Here is a 16,941-nt window from a genome sequence, read left to right as displayed (position 1 = left end):
GCGTATTTTCCTGTATCATAATCTTATGGAAGAGCTTATACGTGAACTGGAAGAGTTGAAGAATAAATATGCGGAGCTTGAGGAAAAGAATTCCGGTCTTGAGCTTGAACGACAGAAGCTGGAGAAGAAGGTCGCTTATTATGAAGAGTGCCTGAGGCTGAGCCGTCACAGGCAGTATGCGAGTTCAAGCGAGAAGAGCGAAGCGGATTCCCGTCAGCTTCTTCTTTTTGACGAGGCGGAAAATGAGTCGGACGTCAAAAAGCCGGAGCCCACGGTTTGTGAGATAACATATACAAGAAGAAGCCGTAAAGGCGGATCAAAGCCGGAGGATGATTTTGAGGATCTCCCCACGGAGAGATTGGAATACACCCTTTCGGAAGAAGAGCGGTCCTGTCCGGAATGCGGCGGCAAAATGCATCTTATAGGATATGATGAAAGACGCGAGATAGAGATCATCCCGGCCAGCGTAAAGGTCGTGGTCCATGCCCAGGGAATATACGGCTGCCGCCGATGCGAGAGAGAAAACACGCATGTTCCGATAAAAAAGGCGGATGTTCCTGCTCCGGTGATAAAGGGAAGTGCCGCCTCCGCGTCGTCTATAGCACACATCATGACGCAGAAATACATGCAGGGAGTGCCGTTATACCGCCAGGAACTCTCGTTCATGAAAGAGGGAATAAAACTTAGCAGACAGACGATGGCGAACTGGCTTCTGCGTGCAGGGAAAGAGTGGCTGTACCCGCTATACAATGAAATGCGCCGTAAACTTCTGGAAGAAGAGATACTCCATGCGGATGAAACAGAGATACAGGTACTGCGTGAACCCGGAAGGGCTTCACGTACCAAATCCTACATGTGGCTGTACCGTACCGGAAAATACTCCGCTTACCCCGTCGTCTTATTTCAATACCAGGAGACCCGTTCAAGCTCACACCCCATAAAATTCCTCAACGGCTTCAGAGGCTGTCTGCACACAGACGGCTATGCGGGATATGGCAGACTCGGTGCAGAAATTCGCCGCTGTGGCTGCTGGGCCCATGTGAGAAGAAAATTTCACGAAGGGATACAGGCGGTTCCACAAGAAGAACAACCAACCTGCGCCTCACAGAAAGGACTTGAATACTGTGACAGACTCTTCTCTCTTGAACGTGACTATGCAAAACTGACGCCGGAAGAGCGCCGTGTCAAAAGACTTGAACAAAGCAAGGCGGTAACGGACGCCTTCTTCGCGTGGGTCTCGAACACCCCCGCCCTCCCCAAATCGGCACTCGGAAGGGCTCTGCACTATGCCCTTGAACAGAGGCCGTTACTTGAGACCTTCTACCTTGACGGCAGATTAGAAATCTCCAACAACATGGCGGAACGAAGCATAAAACCATTCGTCATAGGCAGAAAAAACTGGCTCTTTTCCTGCTCCCCCAAAGGAGCGGAAACCAGCGCGGTAATCTACTCAATAATAGAGACGGCAAAAGAGAACCACCTCAAACCATACGAATACCTCAAATACATCCTTGAAAACATGCCCAACACGGCACCGGAGCGATACCATACCATCCTGCCCTGGAGCAAAGAACTTCCATGTCACTGTAAATTGAAAGAGCAGACTGATTCAACGGCCGGCGACAACGACGAATCCTGTGACCATGCCTCTGATGCCGGAGTCAACGACTCTGCTGAATGATAATATAATAGATCTGATTATTGGCGTAGGTACGGTATATTTGACGCTTACAAAGACTAGGAGGTTATATCAATCTTAGACATATTGGGCAAGTCGGAAGATTTCGCCAATTAGAGGATGCGTATAATTATTCTTGTGACAATTGGCGCAGGTTTAAGGAGGCGGTACTATGCGTACCTAAAATTGAAGATTTTGATTTCGATAATTATTTAGTTACCGCCAGGGGTGAAATGTTAAAAAGTAAGAGATATAGGATTATTCCTATCTAACCTGCCGTCGTCATAGAACTCTAGAAATGGGTGCAAAAAATTCAGAAGGCGCTTGTCACACAATTTGTTTTACCCAACGAAAACGGAAATAGGCTTCAACCATCAAATTTATGTTACAACACGTGCAGGATACGTGACATTACCGATCTTGATATTAAACTTCACGGGTTTCACCGTCTATGTGCGATGTGAAATGTCGCGTTGATGGCAAAGCAGATGGTGCACACAAATACAATTGTTGCACCCCGCTAATCGATGATCTAAAGAAGGCACACGAGGAGGCGAATATCATTGAGCACTTCTTTAAACAGAAAACGTTAGAAGAATATGGGAAACGCGCTATATAGCTTTCAAGCACCGTGCTGAGTAAGTTTCAAAAGTTTACGTACTATAAATTGAATAAGAAGAGGAGATATTCATTATGACAACAACATTTACGGTATCAATCAAAACAGGTCGGGCGTGTAGAAATAACAAAGCCAGAAATGCCAATAAAATATTTATCAGCAAAAAAACGGTGAAAAGGGGAGCAGATAACTCATTGTACATGATCGTCAATCCGCAGGATTCGAATGGTAGCGCAGCGCTACGCGTTAATGGTTTGGCAGTTGAAGTATCGCCGCATAACGGTAATAATTTTTATACGCCAATTTCTTTAGACGTCTGTGTTTGGGAAATAAAAAACATGCGGGTTATCGCGGAAGTTAACAAGATTACCCTGACTTCCTCGTCGAAAGATTCCCTTAATGAAGAGACACATAACTATATAAAAAAAACAATAGAAAATTTTTTGCCTAGAACTATAAAATATATAACAAAAGAATTTCAGTGGAAAAAAGTACCGAATCTTTTTGAAGCGGAGTCTTACGATCCAGATACCACATACCAACTCGTTACGGAATTTATCCCAGGTGATTCCGACATCAAGTTTTCTAGTTTTATGTTGGATTCAGATGACGGATTGAGAAAGCTATGCACGTTAAGGACACGTGGACTTGAACAATATAATGTATTTTATGGCGATGTTGTTGAGTACGATAAAACTATAGAGGCGCATGTTGGTGATTTAGCCGTTGTATCACATGGGATGAATAAGTTTTACGGTGTTTATGAAGGAGTAGATGTGGACGGCAATTACACAGTGCGTTATCTTAACAGCGAAAAGACGAAAATCGACCAGCGTATTGAGTCAACTCGCGCATGTAAAGTACTCACTGTTATGAGGGATGGCAACGATGTTACTGAATCAGTCCGTGAATCAGCAGAAAAGCTAATAACAAACTAATTTTTAGTTTAATTGCATAAAAACAGCTCCATTGTGGAGCTGTTTTTGTGCTAATGTAATTATTGGTAATAATACCATAGTTTAAAGGAATAGTGACATTATCTTTGACCATTTGGGATGACTTTTTCTCTGGTTATTGACAAGAAAAATATCACCGGCATCGCCGTAAGATGCGTGAAAAATATTAAACAGGCAATCGTTTGTATAAAGGCTATGCTAAGATATTGCCCTTGATCCAAGTGCCTTCATATGGGATATTCGCCCGCTCACTACCCTGTTTTTATATTCTTTTATGCATTATACTAAAGTGGAGAACTGCTGGAGGAGGGGTACGATGCTGGGCGGCGGCAATTCATCTGTCATTCAACGGTCTTTATCGAAAGAGGAATTTGATTCCGAAAGGTTCATCATCGGCATCAAACCTCTATTTGCAAGTATAAATACCACGGAAAGGTGGATACGCTCCGGCATTCATATACCGCAGGAGCTGAAAAACACCATCTCTTCATATCGGCTGTTGGGACGTCACACGCCTCCGGAGGGACAGGGCAGAATAGATATCCTCCAGATAAAGCTCGCCCCGGGGACGCAGTTGGCGGCTTCGGAGAAGAAGTGCGTCAAATTTCTCATGAAGCACATGGAGAGCGACGGCGCGGACGCAGTATTTGCCGCGATAACCTCCGCGAGGGGCGAGGGTTATCTTTCGCTTTTTATTGAGTCTACGGCGGTGCGCGGCATCGTCATTCCTGATGATATCTTGGATTATCTCTCTACGGAGGGGATCAAAAATTTTCTCCATAAGAGCTGCGGCCTTGCTCCCGCCGCGCTTGACGGTTATTTCTCCGACAGCTGCATTCTCTTTGACGATACGGTATTCGCGCGTGACGCAAAGAAGCTTGACGCCGCGCTCGCCTCGATGCGGTTCTGCGACATAGCGGCCGCCGGCGGCGAGCTTGTCGGGGCCTTCATCAAAAAGATCGCCGCCGTGCGCCTTGGGCTGGGTAAATATTTCAGCGAGAGCCAGCCACGTACGGAGGAGCGGTTCATACGCGAATTCATTGAGAATTCCCTTTTCGTAACGGATTGCAGCGCCGCGGCCCTCGACATCCTGAAAACAGAGCTGAAACTAAAATTCCCACAGGCTGAAATAGAAGATGATCGTTTTGTTTGGGGCAGTATTTTAGTTGACAATATATTCACAGACGTAAAATTTGACCTGATACTAACTAATCCGCCGCACTTGCGCAGCGAACAGTTCTCTTCCATAAAGGAGCTGCTTTCCGGTTATTCCTCGTCGCGCTTCAACGCCGATATTTACTGTTATTATGTGGAAAAGGCGGTTTCGATGCTCTCTTCACGCGGCAGCGCGGTGTTTTTGATCTCCAATAAATGGATGAAATCCGACTACGGCGCTGGGCTGCGCGATTTCTTTCAGTACCACAATCCAGCCGTCATCGCCGACCTGGGCAAGGTGCCGCTGTTAAAGGGCACCGTCATGCCGCTCTCCGTCGTATCGGTGCTGAAGGAGCCGGAGAGCAGCGGCGTGAAGTTCATCAACGCCTCCGCAAGACCGAAGGACACGCCCCTGCCGGAGTACGCTGAGGAGTGCGCGCGCCCTTTGTCGGAGTGTAAATTTTCCTCCGCTTCGTGGAGCTTCCCGGAAAGTGGGATCGCGGCGCTGGTGGCTGGCATACGCGAAAGGGGAGTCCCTCTTTCATGCTGCACCGATAATAAAATATACAGGGGAATCCTCACGGGGCTGAACGAGGCTTTTGTCATAAGCCCCGAAACGGCGGAGGCGATATCAGCGGAGGAACCGGCCTCGGCGGAACTTATCGTCCCCTTTTATTCCGGCCGCGATATAAAACGCTACTATCTGCCGCCAGTGAAGAAATATCTCATTTTCATGCCCAAAGGCTACACCGACAGGAGGCGCGAGCTCTCCGACGGATATCTGTGGTTCGCGCAGAATCACCCACGGCTGGCCTCGCACCTCGCCAGATATGAGGCCAAGGCGTCGAAGCGGCGCGACCGCGGCGACTATTGGTGGGAGCTGCGCCCCTGCCGTTATTATGATGTATTTCAAAGACAAAAGATACTTCTGCCGGTGATATGCCGCGGCATTTCCGCCGTTCTGGACGAGGGCGGCGCGTACGCGAACGATAAGTGTTGTATCATCGACAGCGGCGACTGCTTTCTCCTGGCACTGCTCAATTCAAGGCTGATGAGCTTTATCTTCCGCTCCGTATCGGCCCCGCTCATGAATGATTACTTTGAACTGCGTCCTTCGACGCTTGCGGAGCTGCCGGTCAGAGGGATGAACCCCGCAAACGCCTCCCAGCGCCGTCTTCGGGCGGAAATAACCGCCTACGGCGAAAAGCTTTCGCGCATATACGCGCTTAACCCGCCTGCAAAGTACGGCCGCCCGGACGGCGAGACGCTTCAGACGGAGAAGGAGCTGAACAGGGCCGTCTACAGGCTCTACGGACTGACGCCAGCCGAGATAAATATCGTCGAAAATAACTGACGGATGATGTATAATGCTCCCGCATGCCGCCTGTAACGGCGGCGATGAAATTTTATCTGGTTGGAGATATAGATGAATAACCGCCGCATGTTCTCTGTAATGATGCTTTCAACGGCCTCGTTGATTTGGGGCACCTCCTTTGTCGCCCAGATACTGGGAATGGAGTTTATCGGGCCGTTCACCTTTTGCACGGCGAGATATGTGGTCGCGCTCCTCTTCCTGGTCCCCTTAGCCCTGCTTATGGACCGGCGCAGAGGCGCAGGGGCAGGCGGAAACCCCGCCGTCATATCGGACTGGCGCGGCTGTTTCCGGAGCGGCGTCCTCTGCGGAAGCGCGCTTTTTATCGCCTCCGGCCTGCAGCAGATAGGGCTGCTCTATACGACGGCCGGCAAGGCCGCCTTTATTACGGCGATGTATATCGTGATCGTTCCCGTTTACGGCCTCTTCATGAAAAAAATTCCCTCCAAGCTGACGACCTTTGCCATTATATTCAGCACCGTAGGGCTCTATCTGCTCTCGATCAAGGAAGATTTTCGGATCGAGATGGGGGACGCCCTCATCCTTGCCAGCGCTCTTTTCTGGGCGGCCCACATAATGATATGCGACCGCTTTGCGAAGTATTACGATACGGTCAAGCTCTCGACGGTGCAGTTCGGGACGGTGGCTCTCTTCTCCGCCGCAGCGATGCTCCTCTTTGAGGCTCCCAAGTTAGCGCCGCTGCTGGCCTCATGGCTGCCGATATTCTATGCGGGGCTCTTCTGCACCGGAATCTCCTACACGCTCCAGATGGCGGCGCAGAGGGATGTAAGCCCAGTGACGACCTGTATCATACTCAGCGCAGAGGCGCTCTTCGCCGCTATCTTCGGTTATCTGGTCCTCGGTGAACGCCTCTCCGAGCGTGAAATGATCGGCTGTGCGGTGCTCTTCCTCGCGACCCTCATTGCGCAGATACAGGAGGTAAAATCTGGAATGGACATGGAACCGGGCGCTTAAAATAAAAATGCCTCTTTCCTAAATTGATTCTCATGGTATAATCTTCCAGTACTCGGGATGTAGCGCAGCCTGGTTAGCGCACCTGCTTTGGGAGCAGGGGGTCGTCGGTTCGAATCCGACCATCCCGACCAGATACTTCAAGGGCTCAGCCGTTTTCGACTGAGCCCTTTTTCTATGTCTGTCTCCTCTATGTATCCTGAAAGACTATAAAACTGGAAATCACGGACGATATTTTATCAAGTAGAGCAGTGAACCGGTTACTATTAGCCGTAGACTGTGCTTCGGTGTCCAATCTGCACTACGAGGACGATGAGACATCCATCCTCTATACGACATAAGACACGCCAGTCACCTATACGGTAGCGCCAGAGGCCGGAAAGGTTTGCCGAGAGCGCCTTACCGCGGAGTCTTGGATCTTGTAGTTTTTCGAGCTCAGCGAGGTATTTGGCGATGCGCAGTGCGTCGGGTTTGTTAATTGCGGCAAGTTCTTTTTCTGCCTGCCGCGAAAGCTCAATCCTCCAGCCCAAGGCGACGCCTGACGTCTTCCAACGGTGAAGATTTTCCGCCGTCAAAAAGGTATTCTTCGTAGGCGGAGGCTGCGATAGCTGCATCCTCAAGGTCGTCAATATAAGTCTCTATAGCTTTGCGAACATACCAAGTTTTTGTTCGCCCTGTTTTGCTGGACAAATCTTCGAGACGGCTTTCTGTTTTTTCGTCAAGACGGATAGCAAGCATTTTTATTCCTCCTCTATCTACTGCTATACAAGTATAGCAGAGTAGGAGGGCGGTGGCAATATTAAAGGAGAGTAGCATCAAATGGGTATACAAACATAAAGAGACGAGACTTTAGCCAGATAGCTCGGAATCTCGCCCTCCTGATTGGCGTCGCTTTGGCAAATTGTCGAGTGGAACTTCAACAAACGTAAGTAATCTGACTTTCTTATTAGATTGTTCTACAGCACGCCCTGCCGCCAAGTGCATGCTCTTTTGCGGCGTAGTAGCTACTGCTCACGCCGTTAGAGATACAAAAGTATGTTAGTGCTTGGCGGCATCAGTCGCCCAAAAAGAGCGGCGCACGTAATTAGCGACATTTGCACAGAATATTTTATTTATGCGTAGATATACAAGACCCGAACAACAACTATTACTATCTGACGCTGCCATATTTTGGTACTCACTGTTCTTTATAAGAGACCTTTTAAATATTTTTGGTCTATATAATAAAAATGATAAAATTACACCTTTAATATTATTCTTATGAATAATATTAAAATGATTTTATGTCATTTATATTATCGTTTATTTGAATAACGAGTATTGACAGTTAGAACATAGATAAAAAACAGTCTTATTGTATAATGTTGTGAAAATGAAAAAGTGATACAAGGTGTGATTTTTTTGTCTTTTGCGTTATTTACTAATATTTTACTTGTTCTTTATGCCAGGAATGCCCATTATGCCTTTTATTAATATTAGAAATATCCACTTTTCATACGGAGAAGAAAAAATTTTAGATAATATCGATATGGATATAGAGCGTGGTGATTTTGTCTGCCTGCTTGGTCAATCCGGATGTGGCAAAAGCACTTTCCTCCGTTTGTTAGCAGGGCTAGCGGCTCCCAGCTCTGGTTCTATCGTAATCAACGGCAAGGTAGTAACCGGCGCAAGCCTGGACAGAGGCGTGGTTTTTCAGGATTACAGCCTCTTCCCCTGGTTTACGTCCGGTAAAAACATTGTACTCTCCATGCAGCAAAAGTTTCGCGATATAACAAAACAAGATTTGAAAGAACGAGCCATGTTTTTTCTAAAACGTGTCGGTCTCGATGAGTCAGTTTATAATAAATATCCCAATGAACTTTCTGGAGGGATGCGGCAGCGTTGCGCAATATGCCGCTCGTTTGCGCTGGATCCTCCCATCCTGCTGATGGATGAGCCGTTTGGGGCATTGGATGCCGTAACGAGGGCGCATCTGCAGAATCTGATTCTATCTCTTTGGAACCAGGACAGCGGAACACGGAAAACTATTTTTTTTGTTACTCACGACGTTGAAGAAGCTCTTTATCTTTCCACAAAGATCTATGTCTTTGGACTAAAGCCGAGCAGGGTCATATATTCGTGTGTTCTGGATAAGGCACGCTTTTGTACGCGCGAACAGCTATTAAACGATCCTAAGATTAGTTCGTTAAGGCAGCAATTAGTTACTATATTAAATAATGATATAGAAACTAAACTAAATTAATATAGGAGGCATCCGTAATGAGGTTCATCAAGGTATTTCTGGCATTGGTGTTTGGTGTGGTATTGCAAGTGGGGACGGCTATGGCTGCCAGTAACACTATCAACTTGGCCTATAACCCTTCTACCGGCAATATACTTGGTTTCATCGCCATCGACAAGGGGTTTGCAAAGGAAGAAGGATTTGATATTAACCTGGTGCCGTTTTCAAATTCAACTGATGCGTTATCGGCCTTGAGAGCGGAGAAGATCGATATTGCAGTTTCATTTGGTACGGCGGCGCCTCTGACATTTGTAACCAAAGGCGCGGATTTTACGATTTTTGCTGGATATGTTTCAGGCGGAATGCCGGTCTACGCAAAACCGGATTTTAAGTACGAAGGGATGAAGTCTTTCGTTAGTAAGAAGGTTGCTGTACCGCGGATGTATACTCCTGATATCGTATGGCGCGGAGCTATGATGCGCGCAGGATATGACCCAAGCAAGGATTGCGAGATAATGGAGTTTAAAAAGCCCTCGGAGGTTCTCGCGGCCGTCAAATCCGGCAAGGCGGATGTGGGCGTAGGAACGAATTCAACGTATCTTCAGTCTGTGGCTTCCGGGCTAAAGACACTCACCTGGACGAATGATCTTGATCCTATGCATGTCTGCTGCCGTCCAGTGGCAAATACGAAATGGATTAAGAGTAATCCTAAGCTCGTAAAGGCTTTTATACGCGCATGGATACGTGCTGAGGATGTTCTGATTAACAACCCGGAATACTGTGTTACCCTGAACATGAAATATATGCAGCTTGACGAGGAAAATTCTCGTACTATGCTCCAGAAAACGAACCAGGTATTTGAATCAGACCCTAAGACGAACGGTGTGCGCTATATGTGGGAGCTGCTTGGTAAGCTGAAATATGCCGATACGGCGGGCATCGATATCAACGACCATATAAATAGTTCGATATACAAAGAAGCTCTGGACGAACTGCGCTCAGAATATCCTAACAACAAGAATTTTAAAATGTTTGAGGAACGTTATAAGAAATATAATAATTAATGGTTGTTGGATGAGAGAGGTTTAGTTCAATGAGAAGGTTGGCAAGGTTTATCAAATTTTACGGCGGTACGATCATTATTCTGTTTGCGTCGTTCTGCATGTATGAGGTTGCGACCGATCTCTGCGGCTGGCTCGATCCCGTACTTTTCCCAGGGTTCTCGAGAATATGGCCTACGGTGACAGGCTCGTCTCCGCAGCTTTTCGAATGCTTCCTCAGCTCTATGGGGCTTTTGATTCCGGGATATTTCATCGCGGCTCTCGCGGGTATAATTCTAGGCGTGGTCATCGCTTTGTCTCCGCGCTTTCATAAGAATTTGAAGCCTATTATCTTCGCGCTGAGCCCTATTCCGCCTTCAATGCTGACGCCGTATCTGATTGCCGTCTTGCCAACCTTTTATATTTCTTCTGTGGCGGTCATATTTATCGGTTGCTTTTGGCCGTTCCTTAACGGCACAATCAGCGGGATTCTACTGATAGACCAAAAGTATCTTGACAATTCTAAAGTACTTGAATTGTCGGGTATACAGATGCTGACAAATGTCATCCTGCCTGCCGCATCTCCAATGATATTGGCAGGAGCAGGTACCGCGCTGAATTTCGCTTTTATATTGCTGACGGTTGCAGAGATGTTCGCCACTAATTCAGGGTTGGGGTACTACATACAATATTATGCGGATTTTTCTGACTACGCACGTGTTCTGGGCGGACTTTTGGTTACGATATTTGTTTTTGTATCTATCATGATAGGTTTTGACGCCTTTAAGAGGCGCGTACTCTTTTGGACTTTGAACGAACATCACTGATGAGGTCAGGTGTATTATGAAAAAGATAAGAATTGGCTGTGGTTCCGGTGGGTGTACCTATGAACGCCTCGAGCCGACTGAAGAGCTTTTAAAAAAGGGGGATATAGACTATCTCGTGTTCGAATGTCTGGCAGAAAGGACGATAGCGGACGCGCAGATGGAAAAACTCAGAGATCCCAACATGGGATATAACCCTCAGCTTGAGGAGCGTATGAGAAGGTTTATGGCTCTCGCGCTGGAAAAGAAAACGAAAATTATAAGTAATATGGGGGCTGCCAACACTCCGGGTGCCGTCGCCAAGATCCGTGAAATTGCCGAAGAGCTTGGTATTAAAGGGCTGAAGATAGGTATGGTCCAAGGGGACGATATAACTCATAATATCGGTAGGTACGGAGATACGCTGCTAATGGACCGTAACATACCTGTCGGCAGGCTTGAAGAGGTAGTTTCTGCCAATGTATATCTCAGCGGCGACCCGATATGCGAAGCATTAGATAATGGCTGCGATATAGTCGTCACCGGACGTGTCGCTGACCCTGCTCTGTTTGTAGGGCCTCTGAAACATGAATTCAAATGGACGACGGAGCAGAAACATCTTATGGGTCAGGCGTTGCTTCTAGGACATTTACTGGAATGTTGTTCTCAGGTAACCGGAGGTTTTTACGCCGACCCTGGACACAAAGACGTAGAAGGGCTTGAAAGAGTAGGATTCCCTATAGCTGAAATAGACGAAACCGGCGACTTTTTTATAACCAAGGTTGAGGGGTCCGGTGGGATTGTGTGCGAAGGCAACTGCCGAGAGCAGCTGCTTTATGAGATATGCGATCCGGGATACTATATAACGCCTGACGGCATAGCCGATTTTTCACAGGTGACATTTAAAACTATCGGACCTGATAAGGTTCTTGCGCAAAACGCATCCTCCAAGGGAGAACCGGTCAATTATAAAGTGAATATCGGCTACAGCGACTGTTATATAGGAGAGGCCTCTATAAGCTTTGGAGGGAGTAGCGCGCTTGCGCGGGCGGAGCTATGTGCCGATATAGTACGAAAGCGGTTAAAAATTATAGGAGTGGCGCCGGATGAATTCAGAGTGGACTTCATCGGATATAATTCGCTTTATAAAGACTCGATATCAAGGTTTATCACACCGGACGTTCACAGTGAAATACGCCTCCGTGTCAGCGCGCGGACCAAAACTTTTGAAGATGCCCAGGCGGTGGCGCGTGAGGTACAATGTATGTATATCAACGGTCCGGCTGGCAGTTCAGGCATTGATTATGACATAAGAAAGGTACTCTCTGTAGATAATATTTTAGTTCCTAGAGAAGATGTCTCTTGGACTGTAAGTTACTGCGAGGTGTAAATATGAAGCTGGGAGAGATAGCTCACACACGTACCGGAGATAAAGGCAACCTATGCAACATCTGTGTTGTTCCTTATAATGACGAAGATTACCCGTTGTTGAAGGAAAAGGTTACCGCTGCACGTGTGCGAGAGTTTTACAAAGATATCTGTTGTGGTGAGGTCGAACGGTATGAGGTAGATTCTATTTGCTCAATGAATTTCGTACTTCACGATTCTTTGGGGGGAGGCGTAACTAGAAGCCTGTCCATAGACCGGCATGGGAAGTCGCTCGGGATGGCGCTGCTTGAAATGGAATTGTAGTTTTGTCATTCTACCTGAACTTTATACTGTAAACATGGCCGCTGGACAACGGCGGCCATGTTTATGTGAGCTATATATCTCCGTTCTCTTTTCTTAATCTCTTATATGGACGCTCATATAATGTAATTTTGCCAAAGTTTTGAGTAGTTTTTTTCAAAAAAGTTCGCGCCTGCCTCTACCAAAAATGGCTAAAGACAAGCCATTACCCAAGTAAAAGTAACATTATAGATAAAATAGCAATTTTTAATCACATAACAAACGTTAGGTCACTTTTATTTCTGAGTAGCCGAGGAGTTCACGAACGGTGTTGAGGTCGACGCCCATTATTACCAGGCGAGAGGCGAAATCATGGCGCATATCATCCAGCGATAGTTACTTATTTCTGCATCTTTAAGCAGCGCCTCCCATGAGCCGTTATAGTTTTTATATGGTTTGCCAATTTTTGGGTTTGGAAAGATAAAACCAGATTTTTTCTGTCTTTTTCTGCCAAAGCTCTAGGTTGTTATACACGATATCGTTTATAGGGATGATGAGAGTTTCCTGTGACTTTGCGCTGGCGGCGTGGAGAAGGATAGTTTTTGCGTTGAAGTCTATATCCTCCCATTGTAATGAAAACAATGCTATTATTTGGTATGTCAACCGTATGCAGGTGATATTATATAGGTGGGGCAAAACCGCCCGGAAAGAAAATAATAATCTAATAAACTGGAGTGAAATGTGATGGCCGGTGATGGCAAGGTAAGAGACGGTTTTATCAGTAAATGGGGCTTTATACTGGCCTGTATCGGTTCAGCCGTCGGTATGGGCAATATCTGGATGTTTCCGCAGCGCGTTTCGCGCTATGGCGGCGGTACATTTCTCATACCATATTTAATTTTCGTTTTTTTGATCGCCTCTTCAGGGGTGACGGGTGAGATGGCTTTTGGGCGTGGTACGCGTTCCGGGCCGATGGGGGCCTTTAAAAAGGCGGTCGAGTCGCGCGGCAGGAACGGCCGTTTGGGAGAGATGCTCGGGGTCGTACCCGTGCTCGGTTCGCTGGCGCTGGCGATCGGCTACACTGTCGTCGTCGGCTGGATATTCAAGTACACCTTCGGGGCCTTCAGCGGAGCCACTCTCGCGCCGGTCTCTCCCGAGGCATTTGGGGCGATGTTCGGCGGCATGGCGGTCGCCTTTGGCAATAACCTCTGGCAGTGGATCGCCATCGCCGTCACCTTTTTTATCCTCATCATGGGGATCGGCAACGGTATTGAGAGGGCTAACGGCATCATGATGCCGCTCTTCTTCCTTTTATTTATCTGCCTCGGCGTCTACGTCTTTTTCCAGGAGGGGGCCGCTGGCGGATATAAATATATATTTACCATCGATCCTAAAGGGCTGCGCGATCCTATGACCTGGATATACGCGATGGGGCAGTCGTTTTTCTCGCTCTCCGTAGCAGGAAACGGTACTTTGATCTACGGCTCCTATCTCAGCGACAGAGAGGACGTGCTCTACTCGGCGCGCAACGTCGCCGTATTTGACACAATCGCCTCTATGCTCGCCGCGCTCGTTATCATCCCCGCCATCGCTACCACGGGGGCGCAGCTGAACACCGGCGGTCCCGGGCTGATGTTCATCGCGCTGCCGAATCTTTTTAAAAATATGCCCGGCGGCGCGCTGATAGTAATAATCTTCTTCGTCGCTGTTACCTTCGCGGGGATTTCTTCGCTGATCAACCTTTATGAGACGCCGATCGCCACACTGCAGGAGAGACTGGGACTCAGCCGCCTTCAGGCCTGCCTTTGCGTCGCCGGCGCCGGCGTTATCGTCTCTACCTGCATTCAGGGAATCGTCGGCGGCTGGATGGATTTTGTCTCCATCTATGTCTGCCCTCTGGGAGCCGGGATGGCCGGCATCATGTTCTTCTGGGTATTCGGCAAAAAATATGTCGGCGCAGAACTCATGAAGGGACGCACAAAGCCGCTGCCGGTCTGGATATATCCGCTCAGCAAGTACGTCTACTGCGCGCTGACGGTTATCGTGCTGCTGCTTGGAGTCGTCATACCGGGCGGAATCGGCTAGGCTGGTGCGTTAAGGTAAAGTCAGAAAAATTACGCCCATAAAATACCGCTTTTCAGCCTGGCCCGGCTGTGATATATTTGTGCGCGTCACATTCCGTTGAGTCTCCGCGTTTACCTCATGACCATCTCGGAAACATCCGGCAGGAAGGGTATATGGAGACTGGCGGAGCGGGGGATGACAACGGTCTCCCTACGTTTTTAGTGAATTGCACATATTTTGAAACTTTTTCACAATATCTATGTGTGGAAATTAGTTAGTTATGGTAAAATGCTATGGTTGAACATAGAGCGTTGTAATAATTTGAAAGGGGAAAATAAATTGAAGACCGAAATACTTTCGCAGGAAAAGAACGTCGTGGAGGCCAAGGCCCAGTTTACCGCCGAAGAGGTAACGAAGGCCGTTGAAAGCACCTACAAGAAGATATCCAAACAGGCCAACATAAAGGGCTTCCGCAAGGGCAAGATCCCGCGCCGGACTCTTGAGCTCTACTTCCCGAAAGATGCCGTCTACGCTGAGACGATGGAGAACCTCATCCCTGACGCTATCGACAAGATGATAGAAGAATATGAGCTTAAGCTCATCGCCGAACCCGATGTCAAGCCCGGAGAGATCAAGGAGGGTGAGGGTTTTGAGGTGACGGTCAAGTTTGAAGTCACACCGCAGTTTGACCTGCCGAACCTCGAGGAGATAGAAGTTGAAAAGACCGTGTATGAGACGACGGACGAGATGGTCGAGGATCAGGTCAAGCGCATTGTTGAGAGCCGCGCTGAGATGGTCCCCACCTACGAAGAGCGTCCCCTGACAAAGGACGATTACGCCTCAGTCCAGTACGACACCTTCCTCTATTACGAAGACGGCAGCGAGAAGAAGGCCGAAGAGGGGCAGAAGACCGAGATATTCCTCGGCGCCGATACGATGCGTCCCGAAGTCGTCGAAGCGCTCGTCGGCAAAGCCCCCGGAGAGACAGTCTCAATAGAGCTCCCCGTCGAGGGTGAAGAGGCGAAGAAGGACCACGTCGTTAAGAGCCGTTACGAGATTGAGGTACTCGGCATCATGAAGAAGACCACTCCCGAACTGACCGACGAACTGGTAATTGAGATCACGCAGTCGAAGCACAAGACGACCGGTGAATTCAAGGAAGAGGTCAGGAAGCAGCTCGAAGCCGCGGCGGAGAACCAGAGCAAAGAGAACCTCAAAGACACTATCGTCAACAAGATCGCCGGCATGGTCGAGGTAGATGTCCCGATGACGCTCATCGAGCGTCAGAAAGATTCCATCAGGAAGCAGCAGGCTGAGAGAATCAAGAGAGAGAACAACATGACGATGGAAGAGTTCTTTGAAAAGAGCGGCATGAACAAAGAGAGCTATGAGGCCGAACTCGACATGGCGGCGATGAACATCGTGAAGCGCGCGCTCGTACTCGAGGCGGTGGCCGAGGCCAACGATATCGAGTGGACTCCCGAGGAGCTTACACAGGAGATCACCTCTATCGCCCGCATGTCTGGCGTGGACCCGAAGAAACTCCAGGACTACATCTACGGCGACCGCGACAGGCTCTTTGAGATGGCGGAGAAGATCCGCAACCGTAAGACGGTCGACTACCTCGTAACGACGGTGAAGGTCACCGAGGTTCCGGAAAAGAAGGCCGAAGAAAAGGTCGAAAAAGAGGCGGAATAGCTCCGCCTGATTTGGCAGGACATTAAGACAATAAAATAGAAGATAAAAGGAGGAATATTATAATGTCTTACTACGTTCCTATAGTTGTAGAGCAGTCGGGAAGAGGAGAGCGCTCCTATGATATATACAGCCGTCTCCTGAAGGATAGGATAATATTCCTGGGAACCGCGATCGACGACACCGTAGCAAATCTTGTTGTGGCTCAGATGCTCTTTCTTGAGAGCGAAGACCCCGACAAGGATATTTCACTCTATATAAACAGCCCCGGAGGGTCGGTCTCGGCCGGGCTCGCGATATACGACACAATGCAGTATATCCGCCCGAACGTCTCGACGATCTGCCTCGGAATGGCGGCAAGCATGGGAGCTGTGCTCCTTACAGCCGGAGCCGAGGGAAAGAGGCTGGCGCTGCCCAACGCGAAGATAATGATACACCAGCCGATGGGCGGTATGCAGGGACAGGCCTCGGATATTGAGATCCACGCGAAAGAGATACTCAAAACGCGCGCGAAACTCAACGAGATACTGGCGGCGCATACGAAGCAGCCGCTGGATAAGATTGAAGCCGATACGGACAGGGACTATTACATGTCGTCCGAAGAGGCCTTAAAATATGGAATCGTCGATAAGATAATCGAAAAACGCTAAATCTGATGAGGGGATTCCACCGGGAGTCCCCTCATTTTGTTGCGAGGA

The 16,941-nt window shown here is 48.3% G+C and carries 14 protein-coding genes and 1 tRNA gene; 13 read left to right on the top strand and 2 right to left on the bottom strand.

The annotated features are described in order from the left end of the window. Positions 1 to 25: 25 nt before the first annotated feature. The 5 genes from tnpC to BED41_RS08125 all read left to right on the top strand — a co-directional run bounded on the left by tnpC (position 26) and on the right by BED41_RS08125 (position 6,886). Positions 26 to 1,681 (top strand): IS66 family transposase, encoded by a 1,656-nt coding sequence (gene tnpC, locus BED41_RS08145; protein WP_066744738.1) that lies wholly within the window; start codon positions 26 to 28, stop codon positions 1,679 to 1,681. Between the two features lie 690 nt (positions 1,682 to 2,371). Beyond that, entirely contained in the window at positions 2,372 to 3,235 is an 864-nt protein-coding gene (locus BED41_RS08140) for a hypothetical protein (RefSeq protein ID WP_066744737.1), read from the top strand. 334 nt (positions 3,236 to 3,569) lie between these two features. Further along, positions 3,570 to 5,762 (top strand): Eco57I restriction-modification methylase domain-containing protein, encoded by a 2,193-nt coding sequence (locus tag BED41_RS08135; RefSeq protein WP_066744735.1) that lies wholly within the window; start codon positions 3,570 to 3,572, stop codon positions 5,760 to 5,762. Positions 5,763 to 5,834: 72 nt separating this feature from the next. Continuing rightward, on the top strand, positions 5,835 to 6,755 hold the full coding sequence (locus tag BED41_RS08130; RefSeq protein WP_066744733.1) for a DMT family transporter: 921 nt from the start codon (positions 5,835 to 5,837) through the stop codon (positions 6,753 to 6,755). Between the two features lie 53 nt (positions 6,756 to 6,808). After that, a tRNA-Pro gene (locus BED41_RS08125) sits at positions 6,809 to 6,886 on the top strand. 132 nt (positions 6,887 to 7,018) lie between these two features. On the opposite strand, the gene BED41_RS08120 is transcribed toward BED41_RS08125, so the two are convergent. Both BED41_RS08120 and relB read right to left on the bottom strand, forming a co-directional pair. Further along, positions 7,019 to 7,282, bottom strand: a complete 264-nt coding sequence (locus tag BED41_RS08120; protein WP_066744731.1) for a type II toxin-antitoxin system RelE family toxin — start codon at positions 7,280 to 7,282, stop codon at positions 7,019 to 7,021. Continuing rightward, positions 7,266 to 7,490 carry a type II toxin-antitoxin system RelB family antitoxin gene (gene relB, locus BED41_RS08115; protein WP_066744729.1) on the bottom strand — a complete coding sequence of 75 codons (225 nt, stop codon included), beginning with the start codon at positions 7,488 to 7,490 and terminating at the stop codon, positions 7,266 to 7,268. Before relB ends, BED41_RS08120 begins: the two co-directional genes overlap by 17 nt. A gap of 721 nt (positions 7,491 to 8,211) precedes the next feature. Between relB and BED41_RS08110 the strand changes: the two genes are divergently transcribed. The 8 genes from BED41_RS08110 (at position 8,212) to clpP (ending at position 16,893) form a co-directional block, all read left to right on the top strand. Next, a complete protein-coding gene (locus BED41_RS08110) occupies positions 8,212 to 8,994 on the top strand; it encodes an ABC transporter ATP-binding protein (RefSeq protein WP_066744727.1) in 783 nt (260 codons plus the stop codon). Positions 8,995 to 9,011: 17 nt separating this feature from the next. Continuing rightward, positions 9,012 to 10,037 carry an ABC transporter substrate-binding protein gene (locus BED41_RS08105; protein ID WP_066744725.1) on the top strand — a complete coding sequence of 342 codons (1,026 nt, stop codon included), beginning with the start codon at positions 9,012 to 9,014 and terminating at the stop codon, positions 10,035 to 10,037. A gap of 29 nt (positions 10,038 to 10,066) precedes the next feature. After that, a complete protein-coding gene (locus tag BED41_RS08100) occupies positions 10,067 to 10,840 on the top strand; it encodes an ABC transporter permease (protein ID WP_084002341.1) in 774 nt (257 codons plus the stop codon). A gap of 16 nt (positions 10,841 to 10,856) precedes the next feature. Continuing rightward, a complete protein-coding gene (locus BED41_RS08095; RefSeq protein ID WP_066744723.1) occupies positions 10,857 to 12,206 on the top strand; it encodes an acyclic terpene utilization AtuA family protein in 1,350 nt (449 codons plus the stop codon). A gap of 2 nt (positions 12,207 to 12,208) precedes the next feature. Then, positions 12,209 to 12,508, top strand: a complete 300-nt coding sequence (locus BED41_RS08090) for an AtuA-related protein (RefSeq protein ID WP_066744721.1) — start codon at positions 12,209 to 12,211, stop codon at positions 12,506 to 12,508. A 720-nt stretch (positions 12,509 to 13,228) separates the two neighbouring features. Then, complete coding sequence (locus tag BED41_RS08080) at positions 13,229 to 14,569, top strand: sodium-dependent transporter (RefSeq protein ID WP_066744717.1); 1,341 nt, start codon at positions 13,229 to 13,231, stop codon at positions 14,567 to 14,569. 318 nt (positions 14,570 to 14,887) lie between these two features. Then, positions 14,888 to 16,246 carry a trigger factor gene (gene tig, locus BED41_RS08075; RefSeq protein WP_066744716.1) on the top strand — a complete coding sequence of 453 codons (1,359 nt, stop codon included), beginning with the start codon at positions 14,888 to 14,890 and terminating at the stop codon, positions 16,244 to 16,246. 62 nt (positions 16,247 to 16,308) lie between these two features. Further along, positions 16,309 to 16,893 carry an ATP-dependent Clp endopeptidase proteolytic subunit ClpP gene (gene clpP, locus BED41_RS08070; RefSeq protein ID WP_066744714.1) on the top strand — a complete coding sequence of 195 codons (585 nt, stop codon included), beginning with the start codon at positions 16,309 to 16,311 and terminating at the stop codon, positions 16,891 to 16,893. Positions 16,894 to 16,941 lie beyond the last annotated feature (48 nt).

This window comes from Cloacibacillus porcorum, from assembly GCF_001701045.1.
GTDB classification, from domain to species: domain Bacteria; phylum Synergistota; class Synergistia; order Synergistales; family Synergistaceae; genus Cloacibacillus; species Cloacibacillus porcorum.
The sequence above is the reverse complement of the archived record's forward strand: the minus strand, read 5'-3'. Positions and strand labels throughout refer to the sequence as shown.